Source organism: Azospira sp. (assembly GCF_030247495.1).
Classification (GTDB): domain Bacteria; phylum Pseudomonadota; class Gammaproteobacteria; order Burkholderiales; family Rhodocyclaceae; genus Azospira; species Azospira oryzae.
Window position 1 is genome coordinate 343,646 of record NZ_JAOTRW010000004.1, and the last position, 26,388, is coordinate 370,033.

22 protein-coding genes are annotated in these 26,388 nt (G+C 66.0%); 7 read left to right on the plus strand and 15 right to left on the minus strand.

What is annotated here, in order from left to right; genetic code table 11:
* Nucleotides 1–78: 78 nt before the first annotated feature.
* The gene (locus tag OEL49_RS07530) at nucleotides 79–1,602 is read left to right on the plus strand and encodes a CYTH and CHAD domain-containing protein (protein WP_287874351.1); all 1,524 of its coding nucleotides are present in this window, start codon (nucleotides 79–81) and stop codon (nucleotides 1,600–1,602) included.
* Nucleotides 1,603–1,630: 28 nt separating this feature from the next.
* Nucleotides 1,631–2,095 (plus strand): phosphohistidine phosphatase SixA, encoded by a 465-nt coding sequence (sixA, locus tag OEL49_RS07535; RefSeq protein WP_043797885.1) that lies wholly within the window; start codon nucleotides 1,631–1,633, stop codon nucleotides 2,093–2,095.
* A gap of 101 nt (nucleotides 2,096–2,196) precedes the next feature.
* Here sixA and OEL49_RS07540 read toward each other — a convergent pair whose 3' ends face one another.
* The 14 genes from OEL49_RS07540 to OEL49_RS07605 form a co-directional block, all read right to left on the minus strand.
* Nucleotides 2,197–2,592: a pilin gene (locus tag OEL49_RS07540; protein WP_287874352.1), complete on the minus strand. Its 396-nt coding sequence runs from the start codon at nucleotides 2,590–2,592 to the stop codon at nucleotides 2,197–2,199.
* Between the two features lie 171 nt (nucleotides 2,593–2,763).
* Nucleotides 2,764–4,353, minus strand: a complete 1,590-nt coding sequence (locus OEL49_RS07545) for an HD family phosphohydrolase (protein WP_287874353.1) — start codon at nucleotides 4,351–4,353, stop codon at nucleotides 2,764–2,766.
* Nucleotides 4,354–4,363: 10 nt separating this feature from the next.
* Nucleotides 4,364–6,730 carry a GspE/PulE family protein gene (locus tag OEL49_RS07550; protein ID WP_287874354.1) on the minus strand — a complete coding sequence of 789 codons (2,367 nt, stop codon included), beginning with the start codon at nucleotides 6,728–6,730 and terminating at the stop codon, nucleotides 4,364–4,366.
* Nucleotides 6,730–7,812 carry a cyclic nucleotide-binding domain-containing protein gene (locus OEL49_RS07555; RefSeq protein ID WP_014236550.1) on the minus strand — a complete coding sequence of 361 codons (1,083 nt, stop codon included), beginning with the start codon at nucleotides 7,810–7,812 and terminating at the stop codon, nucleotides 6,730–6,732. The genes OEL49_RS07550 and OEL49_RS07555 overlap by 1 nt, the downstream gene beginning before the upstream one ends.
* Before the next feature lie 7 nt (nucleotides 7,813–7,819).
* Nucleotides 7,820–8,593: an MBL fold metallo-hydrolase gene (locus tag OEL49_RS07560; RefSeq protein WP_014236549.1), complete on the minus strand. Its 774-nt coding sequence runs from the start codon at nucleotides 8,591–8,593 to the stop codon at nucleotides 7,820–7,822.
* A gap of 13 nt (nucleotides 8,594–8,606) precedes the next feature.
* Nucleotides 8,607–10,820, minus strand: coding sequence for a CHASE2 domain-containing protein (locus OEL49_RS07565; RefSeq protein WP_287874355.1), 2,214 nt, complete (start codon nucleotides 10,818–10,820; stop codon nucleotides 8,607–8,609).
* A 43-nt stretch (nucleotides 10,821–10,863) separates the two neighbouring features.
* The gene (locus tag OEL49_RS07570; RefSeq protein WP_152090577.1) at nucleotides 10,864–11,592 is read right to left on the minus strand and encodes an FHA domain-containing protein; all 729 of its coding nucleotides are present in this window, start codon (nucleotides 11,590–11,592) and stop codon (nucleotides 10,864–10,866) included.
* A 22-nt stretch (nucleotides 11,593–11,614) separates the two neighbouring features.
* Nucleotides 11,615–12,442: a Stp1/IreP family PP2C-type Ser/Thr phosphatase gene (locus OEL49_RS07575; protein WP_014236546.1), complete on the minus strand. Its 828-nt coding sequence runs from the start codon at nucleotides 12,440–12,442 to the stop codon at nucleotides 11,615–11,617.
* Nucleotides 12,443–12,458: 16 nt separating this feature from the next.
* Nucleotides 12,459–15,005, minus strand: a complete 2,547-nt coding sequence (locus OEL49_RS07580) for a CHASE2 domain-containing serine/threonine-protein kinase (protein WP_287874356.1) — start codon at nucleotides 15,003–15,005, stop codon at nucleotides 12,459–12,461.
* Nucleotides 15,006–15,238: 233 nt separating this feature from the next.
* Nucleotides 15,239–16,210: an ornithine cyclodeaminase family protein gene (locus OEL49_RS07585; RefSeq protein WP_287874357.1), complete on the minus strand. Its 972-nt coding sequence runs from the start codon at nucleotides 16,208–16,210 to the stop codon at nucleotides 15,239–15,241.
* A gap of 2 nt (nucleotides 16,211–16,212) precedes the next feature.
* Nucleotides 16,213–16,914, minus strand: coding sequence for a TerC family protein (locus OEL49_RS07590; RefSeq protein ID WP_014236543.1), 702 nt, complete (start codon nucleotides 16,912–16,914; stop codon nucleotides 16,213–16,215).
* Nucleotides 16,915–17,126: 212 nt separating this feature from the next.
* Nucleotides 17,127–18,023 carry a succinate--CoA ligase subunit alpha gene (gene sucD, locus OEL49_RS07595; RefSeq protein WP_014236542.1) on the minus strand — a complete coding sequence of 299 codons (897 nt, stop codon included), beginning with the start codon at nucleotides 18,021–18,023 and terminating at the stop codon, nucleotides 17,127–17,129.
* Between the two features lie 11 nt (nucleotides 18,024–18,034).
* A complete protein-coding gene (sucC, locus tag OEL49_RS07600) occupies nucleotides 18,035–19,195 on the minus strand; it encodes an ADP-forming succinate--CoA ligase subunit beta (RefSeq protein WP_014236541.1) in 1,161 nt (386 codons plus the stop codon).
* 51 nt (nucleotides 19,196–19,246) lie between these two features.
* The gene (locus tag OEL49_RS07605) at nucleotides 19,247–19,798 is read right to left on the minus strand and encodes a DUF2889 domain-containing protein (protein ID WP_014236540.1); all 552 of its coding nucleotides are present in this window, start codon (nucleotides 19,796–19,798) and stop codon (nucleotides 19,247–19,249) included.
* 233 nt (nucleotides 19,799–20,031) lie between these two features.
* On the opposite strand from OEL49_RS07605, the gene paaK (OEL49_RS07610) reads away from it, so the two are divergent.
* Complete coding sequence (paaK, locus tag OEL49_RS07610; RefSeq protein ID WP_130460126.1) at nucleotides 20,032–21,348, plus strand: phenylacetate--CoA ligase PaaK; 1,317 nt, start codon at nucleotides 20,032–20,034, stop codon at nucleotides 21,346–21,348.
* A gap of 98 nt (nucleotides 21,349–21,446) precedes the next feature.
* Here the strand turns inward: paaK (OEL49_RS07610) and OEL49_RS07615 are convergent, their stop codons facing one another.
* A complete protein-coding gene (locus tag OEL49_RS07615; protein WP_287874358.1) occupies nucleotides 21,447–22,811 on the minus strand; it encodes an MATE family efflux transporter in 1,365 nt (454 codons plus the stop codon).
* Between the two features lie 154 nt (nucleotides 22,812–22,965).
* On the opposite strand from OEL49_RS07615, the gene paaK (OEL49_RS07620) reads away from it, so the two are divergent.
* The 4 genes from paaK (OEL49_RS07620) (at nucleotide 22,966) to OEL49_RS07635 (ending at nucleotide 26,387) form a co-directional block, all read left to right on the plus strand.
* Nucleotides 22,966–24,270, plus strand: a complete 1,305-nt coding sequence (paaK, locus tag OEL49_RS07620; protein ID WP_287874359.1) for a phenylacetate--CoA ligase PaaK — start codon at nucleotides 22,966–22,968, stop codon at nucleotides 24,268–24,270.
* 157 nt (nucleotides 24,271–24,427) lie between these two features.
* The gene (locus OEL49_RS07625; protein ID WP_014236536.1) at nucleotides 24,428–24,793 is read left to right on the plus strand and encodes a response regulator; all 366 of its coding nucleotides are present in this window, start codon (nucleotides 24,428–24,430) and stop codon (nucleotides 24,791–24,793) included.
* Nucleotides 24,794–24,797: 4 nt separating this feature from the next.
* Complete coding sequence (locus OEL49_RS07630) at nucleotides 24,798–26,069, plus strand: methyl-accepting chemotaxis protein (protein WP_287874360.1); 1,272 nt, start codon at nucleotides 24,798–24,800, stop codon at nucleotides 26,067–26,069.
* Between the two features lie 9 nt (nucleotides 26,070–26,078).
* Nucleotides 26,079–26,387 (plus strand): STAS domain-containing protein, encoded by a 309-nt coding sequence (locus tag OEL49_RS07635; protein ID WP_014236534.1) that lies wholly within the window; start codon nucleotides 26,079–26,081, stop codon nucleotides 26,385–26,387.
* Nucleotide 26,388: the final 1 nt, after the last annotated feature.

The window sequence follows — 26,388 nt, forward strand, 5'->3', positions numbered from 1 at the left end:
TTTGTTTTCTGCGGCAGGCCCGGCGGCGAAGGGGCCGCTGTCATATTGGGATAAATCGCCGGGTGTAGAATCCCCGCCATGGCCCTCGAAACCGAACTCAAGCTGCGCCTGCCCCCCGGCGGCGCCGCCCGCCTCCTGCGGCATCCGCTCCTGGCCGGCAGCGCCCCCCTGCGCCAGCGGCTGCTCAACACCTATTACGACACCCCCGACCTGGAACTGCTCGGCCAGCGCATGGCCCTGCGTCACCGGCGCAAGGGCTGGGACTGGCTGCTGACGGTGAAGACCGCCAACCCGGCCAGCGGCGGCCTGGCCCGGCGCAATGAGTGGGAAGCCAAGGTGGCACCCGGCCAGTTCGATTTTTCCCACGTGGACGATGGGGACCTGCGGCGCTGGCTGGAAAAGCGCACGCCCCGCCTGGAAGCCGCCTTCACCACCGACTTCACCCGCCTCGCCTGGATCGTCGAACCGGCACCCGGCACCCGCATCGAGATCGCCCTGGACCGGGGCACCATCCAGAGCAAGGGTCAGCGGGAGCCCCTGGGGGAACTGGAACTGGAGCTCCTGGCCGGCCCCGAGACCGCCCTCTTCGCCCTGGCCCGGGAACTGTCCACCGCCCTTGGCGAACGCCAGGCCCTGCACCCGGTGGCGGCGAGCAAGGCGGAGCGGGGCTACGCCCTGTTCACCGGCCGCCGCAGCCCGCCCCAGAAGGCCCGTCCGGCGCCCCTGGACACGAACCTGACGCCCCTGGCCGCCTGCCGCAGCGCCGCCCTGGACTGCCTGCAGCACCTGCAGGCCAACGAGGCCGGCGCCCAGCGCGGCGACAGCCCGGAATACGTGCACCAGGTGCGGGTCGCCATCCGCCGCCTGCGTTCCCTGCTCAAGCTGTTCGCCCCGGTCCTGCCGCAAGCCTTCCGGCAACGCTGGACCGGCCCCTGGCGCGACCTGGGCCGGGGCCTGGGAGAAGCCCGCAACTGGGACGTGTTCCTCAGCGAAACCCTGCCTCCCCTGAACGCCGCATTCCCCGGCGTTGCCGAGCTGACCCGCCTGGAACGGCACGCCAATAGCCGCTCCCAGGCCGCCCACCTCGCCGTGCGCCGCCTGCTGGGCTCGCCGGCCTACTCCCGCCTGCTCCTGGAATTCAGTGCCGACCTCTTCGCCCTCGGGGAAGAGCCGGCCGGCCAGCGCCCCCTGACCGACTTCGCCGCCCGCCGCCTCGACCGCCGCGCCCGCCAGGCCAGCCGTCTGGCCCGCAACCTGGCGGAGCTGGACCACGCCGGCCGCCACCGCCTGCGCATCGCCTTCAAGAAGCTGCGTTACGCCATCGAGTTCCTCGCTCCCGCCGGCGGCAACGGCGCCCCCTACACCCAATCCCTGGCCCGCCTGCAGGAACACCTGGGGCGCCTCAACGACCTGGCCACCGCCCGGGAGCTGCTGGCTCCCACCCTGCCGGCCCGGCCCGGTCTGGTCATGGGCTGGCTCGGCGGCCGCAGCGACCTGCTGCTGGAAGAACTGCCGGCTTTCCTCGAGGATTTCCTGGCCCAGACGGCGCCCTGGGAAAAATCCCCCGGCAAGCGCAACAAGACTGCAAAGCGGAGCGGCTAGGATGGCGCCTTTGTCCCCGGAGACCGCCATGGACCTGATCCTCTGGCGCCACGCCGAAGCCGAGGTCGGCAGCGACGACCTGGCCCGCCGCCTCACCGTCCGCGGCGCCAAGCAGGCCCGGCAGATGGCTGCCTGGCTCAAGCCCCGCCTGCCCAAGCACACCCGCATCCTGGTCAGCCCGGCGGTGCGCACCCAGCAAACCGCCGACGCCCTGGAACTGCCCTACGAAACCAGCCGCAAGCTGGCGCCCGATGCCAGCGTCTACGACCTGCTCTCAGCCGCCGGCTGGCCCGACAGCCGGCAGACCATCCTCATCGTCGGCCACCAGCCCACCCTGGGCCAGCTGGCCGCCCTGCTCCTCTCCGGCCAGGAAGCGCCGTGGACGGTCAAAAAGGGCGCCGTATGGTGGTTCTCCAACCGGGTCCGGGCCGGGGAGACCCAGACGTTGTTGCGCTGCTGCCTGGGCCCCGACATTTTGGCTAGCGGCAGTTGAAATTCGCTTAGTTAGGCAAGAAGCGACAGCGTGCTCTGATACACGCCGCCACCCATAAAAAAAGCCCGCCGAAGCGGGCCTTTTCATCACAAAACCTGGGATTAGCTGCAACCCTTCGGCTTCATGTCAGTGGGCAGGGCGCTGGCGTCGCAGGACCAGGCACCACCGGCAGCCCGGGCCAGCTTGATAGCCAGACCATTGACCTTGGTCGGGGCATTCTTCAGGGCGCAGGAGATGCCGGTGTTGTCCACGGTGTAGGTACAGTGGCCGCTCTTGGCAGTGTCAAGCCCGATGGTAGCTTCGGTCGGGGTGCCGCCATCGTTGGCGATCATTTCATAGGCGGTACGGACGGCAGAAATTTCTGCCAGACCGGCGGCGATCTTACCCTTGGCCTGGTAGTCGGAGTAAGCCGGCAGAGCAACTGCGGCCAGGATACCGATGATAGCAACCACCACCATCAGTTCGATCAGGGTGAAACCTTGCTGAACCTTGTTCATGACAATCTCCTATTGGAAGAAGGATATATGGGAGTCTCTGAATATCCGGAACTCCTCAATCAAGTATGAGCAAGTAGGATGCCAGCTTGCTTTTCCTTGATTTCACCGGGGCTACGCCGCAAAAAACTGACGTTTTTTGTCACAACACATCCCTATCGCGGCACTTTCTGACTAGGCGACGTCAAGCTGGCTCTTGTCCATAAAACGCTCGGCATAGCGCAGAAACACCCGCTGCTTCAGGAAAACGTCGAGCAAATCCCCGTCCACATGTCCGTTGTCGCGGAATTTCCGCATGATGGAGAGGGCCTGGGACAGCTTCATGCCTTCCTTGTACGGCCGGTCCCGGGCGGTGAGGGCTTCGAAGATGTCGGCGATGCCCATGATCCGGGCCTGGACGCTCATCTGCTCCCGGGTCAGGCCCCGGGGATAGCCCTTGCCGTCCATGCGCTCATGGTGGCCGCCGGCGTATTCCGGCACGTTCTTCAGGTGCTTGGGCCAGGGCAGGGATTCCAGCATGCGGATGGTGGCGACGATGTGGTGGTTGATGATCTCCCGCTCGGCCTCGGTCAGGGTGCCGGCCCGGATGGTCAGGTTTTCCACTTCGTCCGCGCTGAGGAAATCGTTTTCCTTGCCCTGCGCATCCTGCCAGCGGTAGCGGCGGGCGATCTGCCGCACCCGCTCCTGGTCTTCCGGCTGCATGGCTTCGCCGCCCACATTGCAGCGCTGCAGGAAGCGCTGGTCTTCCTCCATCTGGGCCAGACTCGCCTCCAGTTCCTGGCGCGCCTGGCTTTCCCCTCGGCCGCCGGCAATGGCCTGCCACATGCGGATCTGGGCATCGCGCCGGATCACCTCGAAACGGGTATCCAGCAGATGGATGCGATCGAAGATGGTCTGCAGCTTGGTCGCCTTGTCCACCACGTGCACCGGCGTCGTCACCTTGCCGCAATCGTGCAGCAGACCGGCCATTTTCAGCTCGTAGCGGTCCTTGTCGGACATGCTGAAGTCGGCCAGGGGACCTTCCGTGGTGGCATTCACCGCCTCGGCCAGCATCATGGTCAGCTCCGGCACCCGCTGGCAGTGGCCGCCGGTGTAGGGGGATTTTTCGTCGATGGCGGTGTTGATGAGCTGGATGAAGGACTCGAACAGTTCTTCCAGCTGGGAAATGAGCTGCCGGTTGGTCAGGGCGATGGCCGCCTGGGAGGCCAGGGATTCGGCCAGGCGCTGGTCCGCATAGGAGAAGGCCCGCACTTCACCGCTGACGGGATCCTGGGCGTTGATCAGCTGCAAGACGCCGATGACCTCGTTCTCGTGGTTCTTCATGGGCACCGTGAGAAAGGACTGGGAGCGGTAGCCGGTGCGGGCGTCGAAGGCCCGGGTGCCGGAGAAGTCGAAGCCCTCCGCCGTGTAGGCGTCGGCGATGTTGACCGTCTGCAGGTTGAGGGCGCTGTAGGCGGCCACCATGGAATTGTTGGGCTCGCCGCTTTCGGTATGCAGCGGCAGGTCGGGGAACTTGGAGGAGAGGGGCTGGCCGCTGCTGCCGCCAAAGGCGATGGCCAGGGAGTCGGTGCGGACAATCTCGAAGCGCAGGTGGCGCCCGTCCTCGGTCATGCGGTAGAGGGTGCCGCCGTCCGCGTGGGTGATCTGCTTGGCCGCCAGCAGGATGCGCTCCAGCAGGCGGTCCAGGTTGCGCTCGTGGGAGAGGGCCGCCCCGATCTCGTTGAGTTGCTCCAGGCGCCGGAAAAGATCGTCCAGGGTATCCATGCCCTACCTCCTATTTGATGCAGACCGCGTGTACCTGCTTCATGTCGGTAATGCCCTGCAGCACCTTGTCGATGCCGTCCATCTTCAGGGTGCGCATGCCGTCGTTGAGGGCGCAGGCCACCAGCTCGGCCACCCGGGCATGTTCCTGGATCAGTTTCTTGACGCCGTCGGTCCCGGCCATCAGCTCGTGCAGGCCGACCCGGCCCTTGTAGCCGGTGTCGTTGCAGGCGGGGCAGCCCTTGGGACGATACAGGGTGAACTGGCCATCCTTGGCGTAGCGGCTGTTCCAGTCCCGGTAAACGGCTTCATAGGAGCCTTTGGGGTCCTTCTTCCAGCTGTCGGTGTTGGTCAGCTCCTCGCAGTACTCGGTCAGCAGCCGCTTCATGTCCTCCGGCGAGGGCTGGTAGGCCTCCTTGCACTCCTTGCACAGGCGCTTGGCCAGGCGCTGAGCCAGGATGCCGAGCAGGGCGTCGGCGAAATTGAAGGGGTCCATGCCCATGTCCAGCAGGCGGATCACCGATTCGGGGGCGCTGTTGGTATGCAGGGTGGCGAACACCAGGTGGCCGGTGAGGGAGGCCTCGATGCCGATGCCGGTGGTTTCCGCATCCCGCATTTCGCCCACCATGATCACATCCGGATCGGCCCGCAGGAAGGAGCGCATGACCGTGGCGAAATCCAGGCCGGCCTTCTTGTTGATCTGCACCTGGCGCAGGCCCTTCTGGGTGATTTCCACCGGGTCTTCCGCAGTCCAGATCTTGGTGTCCGGCGTATTGATGTGGCCCAGGATGGAATGCAGGGTGGTGGTCTTGCCCGAGCCGGTGGGGCCGCAGACGAAGAAGAGGCCGTAGGGCTTGCTGATGATGCTCTTCAGGGTCTCGTGGTTGTGGGGCGTCAGGCCCAGGCTGTCCAGGGGAATGGGCTCGCCGGCGGCCAGGATGCGCATCACCACGTCTTCCATGCCGCCGGCGGTGGGGATGGTGGCCACCCGCAGCTCGATATCCAGGGGGCCGTATTTCTTGAACTTGATCTTGCCGTCCTGGGGCTTGCGCTTCTCCGAGATATCCAGATCGCACATGATTTTCAGGCGGGCAATGAGGGCATTGCGGTAGGAGGCGGGAATCTCGATGTAGGGCACCAGGGAGCCGTCCTTGCGGAAGCGGATCAGGGTCTTTTCCTTGCCCGGCCGGGGTTCGATGTGGATGTCGGAAGCCCCTTGCTGGGAAGCCTCGATGATGATCTTGTTCACCAGCTTGACCAGCTCGTTCTCGGCGGCGGCAGAAACGTCGTCGCCGACAACGTCGCCTGCCTCGTCGTCACCATCCCCCAGGTCGGAGAGCAGGTCGCCCACCGAGGCCACGTCCGCCAGGGCACCGAAGAAATGGTCCAGCACCTGGAGGAATTCCCGGTTAGTGGTGACCCGGTAGACCACCTTGCTCTTGGGGAAGATGTTGTTCACCACCCGGGAGTTGCGCACCCGCTCCGGGTCCGTCGCCACCACCACCACGCCTTCCCGGGTTTCCTCCACCGGCACCCATTGCTGGGATTCGAGATAGTCGCGCTTGAGGTTGCGCAGCAGGTCGATGGGCTTGACCCGCTCGCTGCGGTAGGGCTCGTAGGGGTCGCCGAAGTACTTGGCCAGTGCCTGGCCGATGGCCGCCGGCTTGACCTGGAATTCCTTGACCAGGACCTCCTCCAGATCGAGCCCCTTGCGCCGGGCCGAGCGCTGGGCCAGGTCCAGTTCGGCGGCGGAGATGACGGCATCGCTGACCAGGCCGTCGTACTTGGAGCGCACCCCCGGCACCGCCTTCTGCCGCTGGGCGAAGGCGATGGCCAGGGTCTGGGCCAGGCCCTGGACGCCCTCCTCCGCCACGGCGGCAAAGGGCACATCGTCCCGGTTATTGATGATCTGCACCACCCCCAGCAAAGCCCCCTCCCCGTCGCTGATGGGCGCCACCAGCATCTGCTTGGTGCGATAGCCGGTGCGCTTGTCCACCTCCTGCAGGAAGTTCATCTTGGGGGAATAGGCCTTCAGCTCCACGTCGTCGTAGACGTCCCGGATATTGGCCATTTTCTGGGTCATGGCCACGTAGCCGGCCACGCTCTGCTCGGTGATGGGCAGCTTCAGGTCCTTGAAGGAATTGAGGCCGGTCTTCACCTTGGAGACGATGCTGCTACGGTCTTCGCTGACGGTGTAGATGGTCAGCCGGTCTGCATTGAAGAGATTGCAGATGTCCTGGGACAGCTCCAGCATGATCTCGTCAATATTGCTGGTGGCGTGGATCTTGTTGGTGACCGCCTGCAGGTTCTTGAAAAAGAGCAGGCGGCTATTGACGTCGCCCTGGGCGCTGCTGTCGGGGGTGGGATGTGCTGCGTTCATTATTGTTCCTTCGTTTCGGCCAGGGGGCCCCAGAGCCCGCCTTCCAGCCACCAGGCCTGATAGCCCTGCTGCGTCAGGAGAAAGGCGACGGCCGAGCTGCGGCGTCCGCTTTGACAATAGACCACGTATTCCCGGTTCGGATCGAGGCTGCCGAAGGCGCCGCGCACCTCGTTCACCGGCAGGTTGATGGCCCCGGGCAGGCCGTCGAAACGGAACTCCGCCGGATAGCGCACATCCACCCAGACGGCGCCCCGGGCCACCCGATCCTGGGCCTCGTCGCGGGACAGCCCCTTGAGCAGGGGCGCCCGCAACAAAGCATCGAAATCCTCCTTGCCCAGCTTCAGCAGGACGCCCTTGCTCTTCATGGTGACGCTGGCGTTGCGCCGGGCATTGGCCACCAGGGCCTCCTCGCCGAAAGCCTGGCCGGCCCCCAATTGGGCCAGGACGACCTCCTTGTTGCCGAGGCGGCGGGTCACCTCGCAGCTGCCGGACTCGATCAGGTAGTAGGCATCACCCACGTCCCCTTCCCGGATCAGTACTTCTCCGGCCGGCACCCGCAGGCGGCGGAAGCGTTGCAGCAGGACATCGATGTGGGCCGGCGGCAGCTGGCCCAGGGCGCTGGCGGTGAGCACCTGGACATTGAAGGCGCCGGACATCTGCCGCCAGTCGGTGGTCTCCTCCGGGGCGGCAGGGGCGACGGCCGGGGCTTTCTGCACGCCGGCGTTGGCCGCCAGCTGTTCCCAGGTAAGCAGGATGTCCAGCAACTGCCCATCAACGCCCAGCAGTTCAACGTTCCCCACCGCCAGCAGCGCCTGGGGCCGGGGCTCCTGCAGGCCCAGGGGCCAGGCAGCCGCCTCGCTGCCGGCCTGCAGCACGGCGCTGCTGCCGTCGGCAAACGACAGCCGCAGTTCGCCCTGCAGCAGGTAGAGGGAAAGCCCGGCCTCCAGGCGCTGGCGCGGCAGCGCCTGGCCCGGGGTCAGGCTTTCCAGGCGGCAGTAGGCGGCCAGTTCAGCCAGCCGCTCTCCCGACAGATTGCCCAGGGGCGAAAGGCGCGCCAGGGCTTCCACGCTCACCTTGGCCATGACGCGCTCACAGTTCGAAGACCTGGTTGTTCTGCAGCATGCGAGGCTTGAAGCCGGCCACGCCTTCCTCGATCTCCTGCATGGTCTGCTCGATCTGGCCGGGCTTCAGGTGGGTGATGAAAACCTCGGCCGGTCGCGCCAGCTTGGCCAGTTCCTCCGCCAGCAGGCTTGGACAGAGGTGCTTGGAGGCGATGGCCAGGGCCCGCTCCTTGTTGGAGAAGGCCGTCTCGATGATGAGGTAGCGCAGGTTGGCAACCTCGTTCACCCGGGGCCAGAAGCTGTCGTTGCTGGTGGTGTCGCCGCTGAAGGCCAGGCTGTTGCTGCCCGAATCCAGCAGATAGCCCACTGCCGGCACCGTGTGTTCCGCCGGCAGGGCGGTGATGCTGCGGCCGCAGCCCAGATCTACCCGCTGCCCCAGCTCCATGGCCTGGAACTGCAGGCAGGGGGCTTCCCGGCTCGGGATTTCGCTGAAGTCGGGCCATACCAGCCAGTTGAAGACATGCTGGCGCAGGATGGCAAGGGTGGCCTCGCTGGCGTGCACCGTCACCGGCCGGCCGATGCGCATGTCCATGACGGTGTCGATCAGCAGGGGTAGGGAGGCGATGTGGTCGAGATGGGAATGGGTGAGGAAGATGTGGTCGATCGCCCCCAGCTCCGCCAGGGAAAGGTCCGCCACGCCGGTTCCCGCATCCACCAGCACATCGTGATCCACCAGCATGGAGGTGGTCCGCAAATGCCGGCCGCCGATGCCGCCGCTACAACCGAGAATCCTGATTTTCATGATTTTCCGGCCGCTACTTGGTTTCGAAAGTGGTGACGCCGTCCCAGCCGTCGCCCGGAGCTTGCTGCCGCAGATGGGCAACGCGCTCGCCGTAAAGCTGATAGAGCCGGCAGTCGCCGTTGAGGCGCACCAGGTTCATCAGCTGCAGCTCGGCCTGGTCCCATTCCTGGGCACGATAACAGCGCAGGGCCTGCTGCCACAGTTTCAGTTCATCCAGCACGGCCTGGGGCACGCTGCCCGCCAGGCCCAGGGGTTCGTAAATGGCCACCGGCTCATCCTTGCCCTTCACCCGGACCCGGTCAAGCTCGCGGAAGACACCGTCCCGCACCGCCGCCCGAGTGGCCTCGCCGACAATGATGCCGACGCCGTACTGCTTGGTCAGGCCCTCCAGGCGGGAGCCCAGGTTCACCGCATCGCCCATCACCGTGTAGGCCTGGCGCAGGGGCGAGCCCATGTCGCCGACGGTCATGAGGCCGGTATTGATGCCGATGCCGATCTGCAGGGCCGGCCAGCCCCGGGCGGCGAAGGGGGCGTCGAGACGGCGCAGCTCCACCTGCATCTCCAAGGCCGCCAGCAGGGCGTGACGGGCATGGTCGGGGTCGGCCACCGGCGCCCCCCAGAAGGCCATGATGGCATCGCCGATGTATTTGTCCAGGGTGCCCCGGTGGTGCCGGATCACCGTGGTCATGGCGCCCAGGTATTCGTTGATCAGATGGGCCAGGTCCTTGGGGTCCAGGCCTTCCGAGATGCTGGTGAAGCCGCGGATGTCGGAGAACAGCACGGTCAGCTCGGCGTTGCGGCCTTCCATGCTGTAGCGCTCCGGGTCCCGGGCCATTTCGTCCACCAGCTCCGGCGGCACGTACTGGCCGAAGAGCTGGGTCAGCTGGCGCTTGCTGTGGGATTCGACGAAGTAGCCCCAGGACATGTTCATGGCGTAGAGGGCCAGGATCAGGAGCAGCACGCCGGCCACCGGCAGGGCCAGGCCGGACTGCCACAAAGCGAGGTTGAGGCCCACCACCCCGGCCAGCACCGCCCCGGTGAGCAGGGTGGCCCGGGATGGCGACAGGGACGGCAGCAGCAGGGACAGCAGCAGGCCCACCAGCAGCACCTGGACCACGTCGAAACCCAGGGCGTAGGGCGGCTTGTGCTTGAGGCTGCCGTCGAGCATGCCGGCAATCAGGTTGGCGTGGATTTCCACCCCCGGATAGGCCTCGCCCACCGGGGTCGCCCGCAAGTCCATGAGGCCGGGCGCGGTGGTGCCCACCAGCACCACCTTCCCCTGCAGGCTGGCCGGCGCCACCCGCCCCTGCAGCACGTCCGCCGCCGACAGGTAGACGAAGCTGCCCTGGCCGCCCCGGTAGGGCACCAGGGTGGCCACGTTCTCGTCCACGGGAATGCGCAGCGCCCCCCGGAGGGTCGGCAGGTCCAGCCATTCCAGGCCGGCATAGCCGGAACCGCTGCCCCCTTCGGCGTAGCCCGGCCGCACCGGCACATTGCCCAGCAGCAGGCGCACCATGGCCAGGGAGAGGGATTCGTAGTACTGGCCGCCGTGCTCCACCAGCATGGGCACCCGGCGGGAAATGCCGTCGAAATCCACCAGGGGATTGAAGTGGCCGCCGGCCGGGGCCGCCGCCTGGAAGGCCGGCAGGTTGCCGCCGTAGCCGCGCCAGGAGGTGAACAGGATGTTGCGCCCCTGGAAGGTGCCGGCCGGCAGCACCGCCGGTGGCAGCGCCCCCTGGGGAATGCCGTTGGACATGTAGAAGCCCAGCACCACCGGCCGCCCCTTGAGGGTGGCGGCGAACTGGCCGTCGTAATCCAGGCTGCCGCGCAGGGAGGAGAGGGAGGCAAGGAAAGCTGCGTCGCCCTTCAGGCTGGTGGCGCCCATGCGCTCCAGGACCCGCAGGCCGGAGCTTTCATCGGGTTCGGCAAAGACCACGTCGAAGCCGACCAGCTGCACGCCGTAGTGGTCCGTCAGCTGCCGCACCAGCCGGCTCACCTTGTCCCGGCTCCAGGGCCAGCGCCCCACTTCGGCCAGGCTCTTCTCGTCGATATCGACCACCACCACCCGGCTGTCCTGGCCGCCGGGCTGGGTCAGGCGCAGGCGGGCGTCGTAGGTGATGGCATCCAGGTGGGACAGCAGGGGATGCTGGTAGAGGCGGATGGAATGCCCCAGGGTGAGCAGCACCAGCGCCAGGCCGAGGGCGATTCTGACAAGGTTCTTTTTCAATTTGCCCCCGGCTGGCCGTGCGGCGCCGCTGCGTCCGCGCCCCTCAGTTCTTCAGGAAGAATTCCATCTTCACCCCGGCGATTTCGACCACATCGTGGTCCGCCAGGGGATGGGCCTGGGCGTCCAGGGTCTTGCCGTTGACCACCGGGAACTGGCCGCCTTCCACATGGGTGATGAAATAACCATGGGGGCGCCGGGTGATAACGGCCACCTGCACGCCGGGCTTGCCCAGGGTGGTGAGGGTCTTCACCAGTTCCAGTTCCTTGCCCGCATTGGCGCCGTTGAGGATCTGCACCACCCCTAGCAGGGGCGCCGCGGCGGCGGCAGGGGCAGCCGGCGGCGGCGACGGAATGCGCACGTCGCCGAAATTGGCGTGGGTGGTCTCGCCCACGGCAGAGGCGGCGGGCGCCTCCTGGGGCTGGATGCTGCCGGGGCGCAGCACCATGGTCTTCTCGAAGTCGGTCTCCCCCTCACGGGCGGCGGGCAGGTCGCTGATGAACTTGAGCTTGTACTTGCCCAGTTCCACCACGTCGCCGTTCTGCAGGAAGTGCTTCTTGATGGGCTGGCCGTTCACCAGGGTGCCGTTGGTGCTGTTCAGGTCCTCGAGAAAGGAATCGTTGAGGATGGTCACCAGGGCCGCGTGTTCCCCGCTGATGGCCAGATTGTCGATCTGGATATCGTTGTGGGGCTTGCGGCCGATGGTCATCCGCTCCTTGGTGAGCGGGATTTCCTTCAGGACCAGTCCGTCCATGGAGAGAATCAGCTTTGCCATAGTGCAATTCCTTAGCGAAAAATCATTTCAACCAGGCCAGGAAGCGGGACCACCAGCCGCGGGGGGCGGCGAAGTCGCGCAGGACCTTGACCAGGATCACGGACACGTTGTCGCGGCCGCCGTTGTCGTTGGCCATCTGGATCAGCTGGGTGGCGGCCAGCTCCAGGTTGGCGGAAAGGGTCTGCAGGGTGAGGCCGATTTCCTCGTCCTCCACCATGTCGTTGAGACCGTCGGAACAGAGCAGGAAGATGTCGCCCGGCAGTACCGGGTAGGAGCGGATCTCCGGCTCCACCTCCGGGTCCACGCCGAGGGCCCGGGTCACCAGGTTCTTGTTCATGGACAGCCGGGCCTGTTCCGGCGTCAGCATGCCGCTGTCGAGCTGCTCCTGCAGCAGGGAATGGTCCCGGGTGACCCGCACGAATTCCTCGCCGCGCAGGCGGTAGAGGCGGGAGTCGCCGATGTGGGCGACGGTCACCACGTTGTCGGCGAACAGGGCCAGCACCAGGGTCGTGCCCATGCCCGCGTACTGGGGCTGGCTCTGGGCGGCGTGGTAGATGGCCGAATTGGCGGTGGCGATACGCTCCCGCAGCAGGGCGTTGGCGTAGGGCTCGCCGTCGGGCTCCACCTCCCAGGCGCCTTTCAGGATCAGGCCTTCCTCGATCTCGCCCGAGAGCAGGGTGGTGGCCATGCCGCTGGCCACCTCGCCGGCGTTGTAGCCGCCCATGCCGTCGGCCAGGATGGCCAGGCCCAGATGGGGATTGGCGAAGACCGCATCCTCGTTGTGGCCCCGAACCATGCCCGGATCGGTCTTGACGGCGATTTCCAGGGCCTCGCTCAGACTCTTATGCACGCAGTTTTCCTCCCCCTCAGAGCGTCACGTCCACGCCGCCGGCGCCGGGGGCGCAGGCCGCACGCAGGTCGCGCGCCATTTCCGCCCCGGTCTGGTAACGCTGCTCCGCGTCCTTGACCAGGGCCTTGTTGATGATTTCCGCCAGGGCCGCGGGCACGGCCGGATTGGCCAGGCGCACGTCGGGGCTGGCCTCGTTGGCGATCTTGAACATCAGCTGGGCCATGGATTCGCCATGGAACGGCAGCTGGCCGCAGCACAACTGGTACAGGGTCACGCCCAGGGAAAACAGGTCGGAGCGGCCGTCGATCTTCTTCCCCGCCAGCTGCTCCGGCGACATGTAGGACGGGGTGCCGAGAACCATGCCGGTACGGGTGCGGGACGAATCGGTGATGCGGGCAATGCCGAAGTCGGTCACCTTGACCTGATCCGACTCGGGCTCGTACATGATGTTGGCCGGCTTGATGTCCCGGTGCACCACGTTGTTGCGGTGAGCGTAGTCCAGGGCCTCGGCCACCCGGGCGACGATGTCGGCCACCCGCTCGGGCGGCAGCAGGTGGTCGGCCTTGGTGAAGGGCACCAGGTCCTTGCCCTTGAGGAACTCCATGGCGATATAGGCCAGGTCGTGCTCTTCGCCGGCATCGAAAATGGTGACGATGTTGGGATGGTTGAGGCGGCCGGCGGTTTCCGCCTCGCGGAAAAAGCGCTCCTTGACGTCGGCCAGCTCGTCTTCCTCGAACTCCTGGGCCAGGGCCATGGTCTTGATGGCCACCACCCGGTTGATCTTGGGGTCGCGCCCCTGGTAGACCACGCCCATGGCGCCCTTGCCCAGCTCCTTTTCCACCTGATAGCGGCCCAGCATGGGCTTTTCCACCTGATAGCGGCCCAGCATGGGCTTTTCCACCTCGCCGCCGGTGAGAATCTGGGTGCCCCCGCTGCTGCGGGCGCCGGCGCCGCCGAGCATGATGGTTTCCGACATGGCCTTGGCCCGGGACAGGCGCATTTCCAGGTCCCGGAACTTGGGGTTGTAGCCGGACATGTAGCGGAACACGGCCTCGGCCTTGTTGAACTGGCGCTTGCGTTCGAAGTCCAGGGCCAGGTTGTAGAGGTTCTCCATCAACTGGTCGTCCAGGGGGCACTTGCGCAGCTTGTCGAAGGCCATGTCGAGCTGGCCCTGGCCCTGGAAGGCCAGGCCCAGCATGCGGTTGGACTCGGCCGACTCCTGGTCGGATTTCTCCTTGCCCCGCTCCGTCACCAGGAAGCGCTTGGTGGTGAGCAGGAGATGGCCCAGCAGCAGCAGGGTGGCGGCGCCCATCAGCTGCAGCCACAGGCCGGCCCCCAGCATCAGGCCGAAATGCAGGCCGAGCAGGGCCGCCAGCAGCAGGGCGGTGAGGCCGGCGCCGACGCCGGCGGAAAGCCGGGGCAGCAAGAGGATCAGGTACAGGGCCACCAGCAGGTAGGCGGCCAGTTCGGCCCCCAGGCCCCAGGCCGGGATGACGAAGAAGTGTTCCTGCAGGATGCTGGAGACGGAGTGGGCCAGGGTCAGCACCGGTGCCATGGCCGGGGATACGGGCGTCACCTGGCTGGCGCCGACCCCGGCGGCGGTGGCGCCGATGAGGACGATCTTGTCCTGGTACTTGGCGGCGGGAATCTTGCCGGACAGCACGTCGTAGAAGGAATCCACCGCAAAGGCGGGCTTGCCCTCCCGGTCCTTGTAGAAGAAGGTCAGCATGCGGCTGGCCGGGTCGGTCGGGATGCGCAGCTTGCCCAGGCGCACCGACTCCCCCAGGGTCGCCTGGATGTCGGCGGGCCCGAGATTGAGGCTGCGGGCGGCGATCAGCAGGGACAGGGAGGGATAGAACTGGTCGTAGTAGCTGAGCACCAGGGGTTCGCTGCGGATGCCGCCGTCCACGTCCACGGAGGCGTTGAGATGGCCGATGGCGGCGGCCTTCTCGCCGATGCCCGGCACCGGCAGCTGCACCGCGTTGGTGGGCAGGGCAAAGCCGCTGCCGGCATTGACCCGGGTCAGCTGGTTGCGGCTGACGAACTCCGGCAGGGGCTGGTCCGGCCGCCCCAGGGGATCGCCCAGCTGGAACAGCATGGGCAGCAGCACCGTGTCGGTGGCGCCGTAGCTCTGGGCCAGGCGGCGGTCCGTGTTGAGGGCGGCCTCGGCCTCCTGCAGGATGCCGGCGGCCTCCGCCGGCATGGCGCCCTGGCGGGAGAGTTCCAGCAGCCGGGTGATGTAGGCGTAGCCCGGATCGATCTGGGGCTCGGAGAACAGCACCGTGTTGCCGATGACCTTGGCCTTGGCCCCCACCAGGAGGTCGGTGAGGCGGGCATGGACGTCCCGGGACCAGGGCCAGCGGCCGATGTTGGCGATGCTCTGGTCGTCGATGGCGATCACCGCCACCCGCTCGGACGGGGTCCGGCTGGAGGCGGCCACGCCCATGTCGTAGGCCTTGCGCTCCAGGCTCTGGATCAACTCCCCATTGGCGGCGGCCAGCATGGCCAGGGACAGGGCCAGGCCGAGGAACCAGTCGGTCTTCCAGAATCCGGCTTTGCGCATGGCGCAGGGCCTCCAATGCCAAATTGATTAGTTGTCTTCTTCTATGGCCTGCCGGAACGGCCCAATGCTGGCTCCCTCCGACTCCCTCGTGCCGCAACCCTATTATTCAGCGGCGTATTCTGCATTCTTACAGTGCCGCCTTAACTCAGTCAAATGGGATTCTCGCCGAGAAAGCCGGCGCCGGGCGCGCCATAATTCACGCTCCCCGGCGGGCGAGAAACAAACGGGCGTTTTCAGCCGCCGAACGGCAGTTCCAGGCCCAGCCCCCGGGCCCGGGCCTGGGCCAGCACCAGGGAGGCCAGCACCAGATCCTGCACCGCCAATCCCTGGGATTCGAACAGGGTGATCTGCTCGGGCGAACTGCGCCCGGCACGGCGGCCGACGATGACATCCCCCAGTTCCACCAGCTGACGGGCGGAAAGGCGGCCCTTCTCCAGCAGGGGCACCAGGTCGCCGGCCTCCTTCAGGGCCGTATCCACCGTATCCACCGCCACCAGGTCGCAACGGCGCACGGCGGCTTCGGACAGTTCCTGGCGGATCAGGGCATTGGAACCAGCGGCATTGATGTGCACGCCCGGCACCAGCCAGTCGGCATCGAACAGGGGGGCGGCGGCCGTGGTGATGGTGCCGATCACATCGGAGCCGCGCACCGTCGCTTCCGCATCGGCGGCAGGGACGATCTCGACCCCGGGCAGGCGCTGGCCCATCTCGGCACAGAAGGCTTCCAGCTTGTCCCGCTTGCGCCCATAAACCTTGACCCGGCGCAGCGGCAGGGCGGTGCAGATGGCTTCAACATGGCCCCGGGCCTGCCAGCCGCTGCCGAAGACGCCGGCCACTTCGGAATCGGGCCGCGCCAGCCATTTGGCGGCGGTGCCCGAGGCGGCGCCGGTGCGCATCATGCCCAGGTAATCGGCGGCCACCACGGCCTGCAGCACACCGCTGGCGGCGTCGAAGAGGAAGACGTTGAAGCGGTTGCCGCTGCGGTTGCTGGTATAGGCCTTGTAGCCCAGGATGCCCAGCCCGGGCAGGCCGCCGTGCAGCAGGTGCAGGGCTGTCTGGGGCAGGCGGGTGCGGGCCCGGGGCGTGTCCTGGGCGGCCAGGGCGCCCTCCCGGGACAGTTCGCGGTGGGCGGTTTCCACGGCCTCCAGGGCCATGGGCATGGTCAGCACCGACTGGACGTCGGCTTCGCTCAGATACAGGGCCATTCTTACTCCACGGTAATATCGACGGGGGCCGGGCGCCGGGCCTGCAGCACCTTGCCGGCCAGCACCACCAGCACGGCGGCGAGGAGGCCGACGGCCTTGGGCAGCCAGGCCGGCGTGCCGGTCAGCCAGGGCGCCAGGCCGGGATCGGCGGCGATCATTTCGCCGGCGACGAAGCCGAGCAGGGCGGCGCCCAGGGTCACCACCACCGGCCAGCGCTCCATCAGCTTGAGGATCAGCTGGCTGGACCAGACGATCAGGGGAATGCTCACGGCCAGGCCGAAGAGCAGCAGGAACAGGCTGCCGTGGGAGGCGCCGGCAACGCCGATGACGTTGTCCAGGCTCATGACGAAGTCGGCGACGATGATGGTCTTCACCGCGCCCCACAGGTGGTCGGCGGCGTTGATGTCGTGGCCGTCGTCGTCCTCCGGCAGCAGCAGCTTGATGCCGATCCACAGCAGCAGCAGACCGCCCACCAGCTTGAGCCAGGGCAGGTTCATCACCAGGGCGGCGAAGGTGGTCAGCACCACACGCAGGCTGACGGCGCCGGCGACGCCCCAGAAGATGCCTTTCTTGCGCTGCTCGGGGGAAAGGTTGCGACAGGCCAGGGCGATGACCACGGCGTTGTCGCCGGAGAGCACCACGTCGATGGCGATGATCTGGGCCACCGCCAGCCAGAAAACGGGAGAAGTGAGGTCGAGTTCCATGGGGCCGGATTGTACCGTGGCCGGGCCCTGGCCCGGCATTTCCCGGACAGGCGGGGTCTGCGATGACAGAGCATGGGGCCGCTCAGGCAGGAAGGACGGGCATTTCCGGCATGGCATCGCCAGCAGCGGCGCCCCGCCTGCCTCCCAGGGCATGCCCCAAAAGAAAAAGGCGGGCCAGAAGGCCCGCCTTGGCATTGCGCCGGGAACGCTGCTTACTTCAGCAGGCCCTTGAGCAGACGGCCCATTTCGGAGGGGTTGCGGGTCACGGTGAAGCCGCACTCTTCCATGATGGCGAGCTTGGCATCAGCGGTGTCGGCACCACCGGAAATCAGGGCGCCAGCATGGCCCATGCGCTTGCCCGCGGGGGCAGTCACACCGGCGATGAAGCCGACGATGGGCTTCTTCATGTTGGCCTTGCACCACATGGCGGCTTCGGCTTCATCGGGACCGCCGATTTCGCCGATCATGATGACGGCGTCGGTATCCGGATCGTCATTGAACATCTTCATGACGTCGATGTGCTTCAGACCGTTGATGGGGTCGCCACCGATACCCACGGCGGAAGACTGGCCCAGACCGATTTCGGTCAGCTGGGCAACGGCTTCGTAGGTCAGGGTGCCGGAGCGGGAAACCACGCCGATGCGACCCTTCTTGTGGATGTGACCGGGCATGATGCCGATCTTGATTTCATCGGGGGTGATCAGGCCGGGGCAGTTGGGGCCCAGCAGCAGGGTCTTCTTGCCGCCCTTGGCTTCCTTTTCCTTCATCTTGTTGCGCACTTCCAGCATGTCCCGCACGGGGATGCCTTCGGTGATGCAGATGGCCAGGTCCAGGTCGGCTTCAACGGCTTCCCAGATGGCGGCAGCAGCGCCGGCGGGCGGCACGTAGATGACGGAAACGGTGGCGCCGGTGTCCTTGGCAGCTTCCTTGACGGTGGCGTAGATGGGGATGTCGAAGATCTTCTCGCCAGCCTTCTTGGGGTTCACGCCGGCAACGAAGCAGTTCTTGCCGTTGGCGTATTCCTGGCACTTTTCCGTATGGAACTGGCCGGTCTTGCCGGTGATGCCCTGGGTGATGACCTTGGTGTCTTTGTTGATCAGGATGGACATTCAATAACTCCTTACTTGACCGCGTCGACGATCTTCTGGGCCGCTTCGGCCATGGTATCGGCGGAAATGATCGGCAGACCGGAATCCTTCAGGATCTGCTTGCCCAGGTCCTCGTTGGTGCCCTTCATGCGGACCACCAGCGGCACGGACAGGTTCACTTCCTTGGCCGCGGTCACCACGCCGGTGGCGATGGTGTCACACTTCATGATGCCGCCGAAGATGTTGACCAGGATGCCCTTGACCTTGGGGTTCTTGAGCATGATCTTGAAGGCTTCGGTGACCTTCTCGGTGGTGGCACCGCCGCCCACGTCCAGGAAGTTGGCCGGCTCGGCGCCGAACAGCTTGATGGTGTCCATGGTGGCCATGGCCAGACCAGCACCGTTCACCAGACAGCCGATGTTGCCGTCCAGGGAGATGTAGGCCAGGTCGAACTTGGAGGCTTCGATTTCGTCGGCGTCTTCTTCATCCAGATCGCGGTATTCAACGATTTCGGGATGACGGAAGAGGGCGTTGGAGTCGAAATTGAACTTGGCGTCCAGAGCCTTGATGTTGCCGTTGCCTTCCAGGATCAGCGGGTTGATTTCCGCCAGGGAAGCATCGGTTTCCATGTAGCACTGGTACAGCTTCTTGATCTCGGCCTGGGCCTTGGCCACGGAGTCGGCGGGAACGCCGATGCCCTGGGCCAGGTTCAGGGTTTGCTGGTCGGTGATGCCGACCAGGGGATCAACGAATTCCTTGAGGATCTTCTCGGGGGTGGCGTGGGCCACTTCCTCGATGTCCATACCGCCTTCGGAGGAGGCCATGACGGCGACCTTCTGGGTAGCGCGGTCGGTCAGGACAGCCAGGTAGTATTCCTTCTTGATGTCGGCGCCTTCTTCAATCAGCAGGCGGCGGACCTTCTGGCCTTCCGGGCCGGTCTGGTGGGTCACCAGTTGCATGCCCAGAATCTGGGTGGCGTATTGGCGCACTTCATCCAGGGACTTGGCAACCTTCACGCCACCGCCCTTGCCGCGGCCACCAGCGTGAATCTGGGCCTTCACGACCCACACCTTGCCGCCCAGTTCCTCGGCGACCTTGACAGCTTCGTCGACGGAGAAGGCAGGCTTGCCGCGCGGCGTCGTCACGCCGAACTTTCTCAGGATCTCCTTACCCTGATATTCATGAATTTTCATGCGCTTTCCTTGCTTGGTTGAAGTTGCGAGCAAAAGGCAGGAGTGTCTCCCCTACCCCATTTTCTGGTCACGGTACCAGCGCGGGTAATAGCGCTGGACCGCTTCCGAAGTGGATTCGAGGGCATGGCAGCGGTCAAGCTGATAAGGCTTGTGACCATGGTCCTCGTTGTCTTTCATTTCACTGGCAAAGGTCTGGATCGCCGCCGTCGGCAGCACCATGACCAGCTCGGTCAGATGGGAGCAGCCTTTGACATCGCCAAAACGCTCCTTGACCGCCCTGCGGAAGCCGTGAAACAGATTCAAGCCTACCAACCTGTTGTAATCCGCGTTGATACGGTCGCATTGTCCCACATAGGGCATGCCGTCCGTCCGGGTCTCCGCCGCGAGAATGTTGAATTCCCGATCGATGGTGACCCGTACCCACATATCGTGCACCGGTTCTCCTGCTGGCCGCAGCCCGGAGGAAAGGGGGTAATCATGATCCTTGACGTCGGTCAGACGCGCCTCCACGTCCCACAGACCATCCTCGCGCTTGAAGCCATACAACTGGATGCTGCGGACGTGCAGGCGCTGGCGGGCAACAGGGGCAGGGGAAAGTGGCATGGGGAGGCCGGATTCTTTATGCAACGGATTACAGCAGCGGAGCGCTATCTTATTGTTAGTCCGCCAATATTAACACAAGAAAAAAGGCGCCCCGCTGTTTTGCATTCATAATTATGGATACAAATCCCGGGCCCGCAGCGCCTCCATTTGATCCAGATTAAGCGCCTCCCGCCGCGCCGCCCCCAGAATCCCGGACAGCATTATTACAACGACAAAAAGTCGGGGAGAAAACCATGCACCGGGAGTCCGCCGCCGCCCTGGAAGGGGAACGCATCGCCCGCGCCAGCCGGGACGAAATCGCCGCCCTGCAGCTCAAGCGCCTGCAACAGACCCTGCGCCACGCCTACGAGAAGGTGCCCCATACCCGGGCCAAGTTCGACGCCCACGGCGTCCATCCGGACGACCTGAAGACCCTGGCGGACCTGGCCAGGTTCCCCTTCACCGGCAAACAGGACCTGCGGGACAACTACCCCTACGGCCTCTTCGCCGTGCCCATGCGCGACATCGTGCGGGTGCACGCCTCCAGCGGCACCACCGGCAAGCCCACCGTGGTCGGCTACACCGCCGGCGACATCGACCGCTGGGCCGACATCATGGCCCGGGCCCTGCGCGCCGCCGGCGCCGGACCGGAGGACATCGTCCATGTGGCCCACGGCTACGGCCTGTTCACCGGCGGCCTCGGCGTCCATTACGGCGTCGAGCGCCTGGGCGCCACGGCGGTGCCCGTTTCCGGCGGCCAGACCGAGCGCCAGGTGCAGCTCATCGCCGACTTCAAGCCCACGGTGCTGGTGGTGACGCCCTCCTACGCCCTCAACCTGGCCGACGAATGCGAGCACCAGGGCTTCGACCTGGCCGGCTCCAGCCTGCGCATCGGACTCTTCGGCGCCGAGCCCTGGGGCGAAAGCATGCGGGCGGAGATCGAGCGCCGCTTCGGCATCGCCGCCATGGACCTCTACGGCCTGTCGGAAGTGATGGGCCCCGGCGTCGCCAGCGAATGCATCGAATCCCGGGACGGCCCCACCATCTGGGAAGACCACTTCTACCCGGAGATCATCGACCCCAACACCGGCGAAGTCCTGCCCGACGGCGCCCACGGCGAACTGGTGTTCACCTCCCTGACCAAGGAGGGCATGCCGGTGGTGCGCTACCGCACCCGGGACCTGACCACCCTGCTGCCGCCCACGGCCCGCAGCTTCCGCCGCATCGGCAAGATCACCGGCCGTTCCGACGACATGCTGATCATCCGCGGCGTCAACGTCTTCCCCAGCCAGATCGAGGAATTCGTGCTCAAGCAGGCCGAGCTGTCGCCCCATTACCAGCTGGAGGTGTGGCGTGAAGGCCATTTGGACAAGCTGGACATCCGGGTGGAACTGAAACCCGAGTTCGCCAATGCGGGCACCCACGTCTCCGAGCAGGCGGCGCGGGAGCTGCAGCATCACATCAAGTCCTACATCGGCATTTCCACCCGGGTGCGGGTGGAGGCGGTGGGCAGCATCGAACGGGCCGTCGGCGGCAAGGCCCGGCGGGTGGTGGACAAGCGCCCGCAATAGCGGCATCGCCTGGAATGCAGGCAGGACGCCGCTGCCAGCCGTGCCTTGCCTGACAACGAGACGGGACGCGCCTTTTCAGGCAGGACCGGCGAAGCGCCCTATTCCCGGGTTGCCGCCAGCACCCGCCACAGCAGGCCGCCCAGCAGCACCGCCGCCAGCACCAGGCTGGCGGTGGATGCGGCCCAGTAGCCGGCCACGCCCATGGCCGGGCTGCCGTAGGCCAGCCACCAGCCGCCCCCCAGGCCGACACCCCAGAAGCAGAGGGTATGGATCAGCATGGGCAGGAAGGTGATCTTGCAGCCCCGCAGGGAAAAGCCCGCCACCGTCTGGATCGCGTCGAACAGCTGGTAGGCCGCCAGATAACCCACCAGGCCGACGGCCACCGCGGCCACCCGGCCATCCCCCGTGGCGGCCCCCACCAGGGGGCCGGCGCCCCACCACAGCAAGCCCCCGAACAACAGCGACAGACCGGTGGCCAGGACCATGCCGGCGCCGACCGCCCGCTCCATGCCGGCCTGATCCCGGGCCCCGGCCGCCCGCCCGACCCGGGCCAGGGTGGCGATGGCCACCGCCAGGGGCAGCATGTAGAGCAGGGCCGCCAGGTTGGCGACGATGCGGTGCCCCGCCACCACGGTGGCACCTTCCCGGGCGATGAAGAGGGCGATCAGGGTGAAGGCGCTGATTTCCACCAGGTTGGAAAAGCCCATGGGCAGGCCCAGGCGCAGCAGCTCCCGCAAGCGCGCCCACTGGGGCCGGTGCCAGCGCCCCAGCAGGGCCAGGGGCGCCAGGGCGGCCGAGCGCCGCAGATAAGCGAAACCGCAGAAAAAACCGACCCCGACGATGATCAGGGTGGACCAGCCGGTGCCCTCCACCCCCAGGGGCGGGCCACCCCAGCGCCCCTGGATCAGGCACCAGGAGAGGGGCAGGTGCAGGGCGGTGGTCGCCAGGCTGATCAGCATGAAGGGCCGGGAATGGCCGAGGGCATTGGCGAAGGCGAACAGGGTGCGGTACAGCAGCACCAGGGGCAGGCCCCAGGCCAGCAGGTCGAGGTAGGCCCGGGTCTTGGCCTCCACCGCCGGCTCCATGGTGGCCATGGCCAGCAGCGGGTCGGGGAAGCGCATCAGCAGGCAGGCCGGCACGGCCAGCACCAGGGCCACCCAGAAGGCCTGCTGCAGGGCGGCGGCGATTTCCCCGTGGCGCCCGGCGCCGTGCAGGTGGGCCACCACCGGCGCCACCGCCTGCAGCACGCCGGCGCAGGCCATGATGACGGCAATGTAGATGCCGCCGCCGATGGCCACCGCCGCCAGGTCGGCGGCACCGTAGTGGCCGAGCAGGGCCGTGTCGATCAGCATCAGGCCCATGGAGGCCAGCTGGGCCACCAGGATCGGCCAGGCGTGCCGGGCAATGTGGCGGATTTCCTCCCCCAGGCGGGGAGCGGCAGAAGCAGGAACGGAAGCGGTCATGGCGCCCGCAGTATATAAGGGAAGGCGGGCCGCCGACGGGGCGCCCCCTCCTCCTTCGTGGCAAATGCATTGAGCGGGGGGGAAAAATCCCGGAAAATGCGTGACTTGCCCCAGCCGTTAGGGAGGAGGGGGCCATGACAAGGACTATATAAAAATGACGGCAGCAAAGATCGGCCTCGACGCCATCGAAAATGCCAGCCGCGACGAAATCACCGCACTGCAGGTGGAACGTCTGCGCTGGACCCTGAAGCACGCCTACGACAACGTGCCCCACTACCGGGCCAAGTTCGACGCCCAGGGCGTGCATCCGGACGACTTCCACAGCCTGGACGACCTGCGCAAGTTCCCCTTCACCACCAAGCAGGACCTGCGGGACAACTACCCCTTCAAGATGTTCGCCACGCCCCGGGAAGAGGTGGTGCGGGTGCACGCCTCCAGCGGCACCACCGGCAAGCCCACCGTGGTCGGCTACACCCAGAAGGACATCGACACCTGGGCCCACCTCATGGCCCGCTCCATCTACGCCGCCGGCGGCCGCCGCGGCGACATCATCCACGTCGCCTACGGCTACGGCCTGTTCACCGGCGGCCTGGGCGCCCACTACGGGGCCGAGGCCCTGGGCTGCACGGTCATCCCCATGTCCGGCGGGCAGACGGAAAAGCAGGTGCAGCTGATCGCCGACTTCGCGCCGCGCATCATCATGTGCACGCCCTCCTACATGCTCAACATCGCCGACGAGTTCAAGCGCCAGGGCATGGATCCCCGGGGCACCTCCCTGCGCATCGGCATCCACGGCGCCGAGCCGTGGACCGACGGCATGCGCCAGGAAATCGAGAACCTGCTGGGCATCGACGCGGTGGACATCTACGGTCTTTCCGAAGTCATGGGCCCCGGCGTCGCCAACGAGTGCATCGAGTCCAAGGACGGCCCGGTGATCTGGGAAGACCACTTCTACCCGGAAATCATCGACCCCAACACCGGCGAAGTCCTGCCCGAGGGCCGCCAGGGCGAGCTGGTATTCACCTCCCTCTCCAAGGAGGCCCTGCCGGTGGTGCGCTACCGCACCCGGGACCTGACCCGCCTGCTGGCGCCCACCTCCCGCAGTTTCCGCCGCATCGGCAAGATCACCGGCCGCTCCGATGACATGCTGATTATTCGTGGCGTTAATGTGTTCCCCAGCCAGATCGAGGAATTGATCCTCAAACAGGCCAAGCTGTCCGGCCATTACCTGCTGGAAGTGGCGCGGGACGGCCATCTGGACAGCATCACCGTGAACGTGGAAATGAAGCCGGAGTTCGGCATCGCCACCGCCGCCGAGAAGGAATACGTGGCCCACGAGCTGCAGCACCACATCAAGTCCTACATCGGCATTTCCACCCAGGTGCGCATCGTCGAGGTCGGCGGCATCGAACGTTCCGTCGGCAAGGCCAAGCGGGTCATCGACAAACGCCCCCGCTGAGCCCCGCCCGGCGCCCCCCGGATCGCCCGCCAGGGCGCATCCGCAAGCCCTGGGCGGCAGATGGGCCTTGTCTCTGATATAAATCAGAAATAATTGACCGCTGCCGCCCCTATCCCCCATTATTCGAAGCTAAAAACGCCTTGAGGGAAGCTGCTCCATGAAAACCATTTTCCTTGTCGACGATTCGGCAACCATTCTGCTATCCATCTCCAACATCCTCGCCAAGGCAGGCTATGCTGTTGAAAAGGCTGGAAATGCGGAAGAGGGAATGAAGAAGTTCCAGGCCGGGGTGAAGGTGGACCTGCTCATCACCGACCTCAACATGCCCGGCATGAACGGCATCCAGTTCATCCGCGAAGTGCGCAAGCTGCCCAATTACAAGTTCATGCCCATCCTGTTCCTGACCACCGAGTCGCAGCAGGAAAAGCGGGCTGAAGCCAAGGCGGCAGGGGCCTCCGGCTGGATCGTCAAGCCGGCCACCGCCGACCAGCTCCTCAACACCATCAAACTGGTACTGCGCTAAGCCCATGGACTTCGGACTGTTGCTACGGCGGGCCTCCCTGGTATTCGCCATCGTCGCCATCGGAGCAGGCCTCATGGTCTACTTCCTGCACGACTGGTTCCATAGCGACTTCCTGAACTCCTTCGACGTTGCCCAGCCCCTGGGCGACGCCATCGGCACGGTGATCATCGTCGTCGTCGCCTACCTGGCCCAACGCCTGGTTTCCATCGTCTTCTACCGGGACATGATGTTCGGCCTGGCGCGCAACCAGGAGGTCTTCGCCAGCACCAACACCAACTACCAGGCCGTGGCCGAAGAGGTGGCGGAAGAACTGGCGGCCGTGCCGGCCTTCAACGAGGTGCTGCAGGGCCAGCTGCACAGCGTCATCCAGGCCACCGAAGAGGCGGCCTACCAGATCACGGAGCGGCTGCAGGCGGTGGACGGGGTGGTGACCCACCTCAACGAGTTCGTCAGCACCAGTTCCACCGAGTCGAGCCAGATGGTCAACGAGTCGGAAAGCCGCATCGCCGACAACCAGAAGCTCATCGTCGAGATGGGCCTCTACATCGAAAACCGCATCCAGGAAGCCCAGACCGACCAGCAACGGGTGGCCCAGGTGGTGGCCGAGGCCCGTTCCCTGGAATCCCTGACCAAGCTGATCAAGGGCATCGCCAGCCAGACCAACCTGCTGGCCCTCAACGCCGCCATCGAGGCGGCCCGGGCCGGCGAGGCGGGCCGCGGTTTTGCCGTGGTGGCCGACGAGGTGCGCAAGCTCTCCAGCGAAACCGAGGCGGCGGTAACCCAGATCAACCAGGGCATCGTCGGCGTCGCCAGCACCATCGAACAGCAATTCCAGGACAAGCTCTCCCACTCCAACCTGGACCGGGAGCGGGCCGCCCTGCAGCAGTTCGCCACCCAGCTCACCACCCTGGGCCATAGCTACGAGCAGGTCATGCAGCACCAGAGCACGGTGATCGCCACCGTCCAGAGCAGCAGCCAGGAACTGGCGGCCATGTTCATGGATGCGGTGGCCAGCGTGCAGTTCCAGGACGTCACCCGGCAGCAGATCGAAACCACCATCGAAGCCCTGTCCCGACTGCAGCAGCATGCCGCCACCCTGTCCGAACGCCTGCGCCAGGCAGAAAACCCCAATTTCCAGTACCAGCCTTTGTCCGAGCACCTGGACCAGCTGTACAGCCGCTATGTGATGAAACAGCAACGCACCACCCACAAGCAGGCCCTGCACCAGTCCGCCCCCGGCGGCGAGCCGGACCTGCCCCAGGTGGAGCTCTTCTAAGGGGGACTCGTGAGCACCGGCACCCATCGCGTCACCATCCTGGATGACCTGACCATCTACAACGCCCTGACCCAGAAGGCCGCCTTCATGGAAGCCCTGGGCCAGTGCCGCGACCTGGAAATCGACCTGTCCCACGTCGGCGAGGTCGATACCGCAGGCTTCCAGCTGCTCCTGCTGACCAAGCGGGAAGCCGCGCTGCAGAACAAGACCGCCCGCATCGTCGCCCACAGCCCCGCCGTGCGGGAATTGCTGGACTTCTTCAACATGGCCGCTTTCTTCGGCGACCCCCTGGTCATCCCGGCCCGGGAACAGGGCTGAG

Bases quoted from the DNA above. Each gene is read 5' to 3' on its own strand.
- OEL49_RS07530 (WP_287874351.1), top strand. From the start codon at position 79: ATGGCCCTCGAAACCGAACTCAAGCTGCGCCTGCCCCCCGGCGGCGCC.
- sixA (WP_043797885.1), top strand. From the start codon at position 1,631: ATGGACCTGATCCTCTGGCGCCACGCCGAAGCCGAGGTCGGCAGCGAC.
- OEL49_RS07540 (WP_287874352.1), bottom strand. From the start codon at position 2,592: ATGAACAAGGTTCAGCAAGGTTTCACCCTGATCGAACTGATGGTGGTG.
- OEL49_RS07545 (WP_287874353.1), bottom strand. From the start codon at position 4,353: ATGGATACCCTGGACGATCTTTTCCGGCGCCTGGAGCAACTCAACGAG.
- OEL49_RS07550 (WP_287874354.1), bottom strand. From the start codon at position 6,730: ATGAACGCAGCACATCCCACCCCCGACAGCAGCGCCCAGGGCGACGTC.
- OEL49_RS07555 (WP_014236550.1), bottom strand. From the start codon at position 7,812: ATGGCCAAGGTGAGCGTGGAAGCCCTGGCGCGCCTTTCGCCCCTGGGC.
- OEL49_RS07560 (WP_014236549.1), bottom strand. From the start codon at position 8,593: ATGAAAATCAGGATTCTCGGTTGTAGCGGCGGCATCGGCGGCCGGCAT.
- OEL49_RS07570 (WP_152090577.1), bottom strand. From the start codon at position 11,592: ATGGCAAAGCTGATTCTCTCCATGGACGGACTGGTCCTGAAGGAAATC.
- OEL49_RS07580 (WP_287874356.1), bottom strand. From the start codon at position 15,005: ATGCGCAAAGCCGGATTCTGGAAGACCGACTGGTTCCTCGGCCTGGCC.
- OEL49_RS07585 (WP_287874357.1), bottom strand. From the start codon at position 16,210: ATGGCCCTGTATCTGAGCGAAGCCGACGTCCAGTCGGTGCTGACCATG.
- OEL49_RS07590 (WP_014236543.1), bottom strand. From the start codon at position 16,914: ATGGAACTCGACCTCACTTCTCCCGTTTTCTGGCTGGCGGTGGCCCAG.
- sucD (WP_014236542.1), bottom strand. From the start codon at position 18,023: ATGTCCATCCTGATCAACAAAGACACCAAGGTCATCACCCAGGGCATC.
- sucC (WP_014236541.1), bottom strand. From the start codon at position 19,195: ATGAAAATTCATGAATATCAGGGTAAGGAGATCCTGAGAAAGTTCGGC.
- OEL49_RS07605 (WP_014236540.1), bottom strand. From the start codon at position 19,798: ATGCCACTTTCCCCTGCCCCTGTTGCCCGCCAGCGCCTGCACGTCCGC.
- paaK (WP_130460126.1), top strand. From the start codon at position 20,032: ATGCACCGGGAGTCCGCCGCCGCCCTGGAAGGGGAACGCATCGCCCGC.
- OEL49_RS07615 (WP_287874358.1), bottom strand. From the start codon at position 22,811: ATGACCGCTTCCGTTCCTGCTTCTGCCGCTCCCCGCCTGGGGGAGGAA.
- paaK (WP_287874359.1), top strand. From the start codon at position 22,966: ATGACGGCAGCAAAGATCGGCCTCGACGCCATCGAAAATGCCAGCCGC.
- OEL49_RS07625 (WP_014236536.1), top strand. From the start codon at position 24,428: ATGAAAACCATTTTCCTTGTCGACGATTCGGCAACCATTCTGCTATCC.
- OEL49_RS07630 (WP_287874360.1), top strand. From the start codon at position 24,798: ATGGACTTCGGACTGTTGCTACGGCGGGCCTCCCTGGTATTCGCCATC.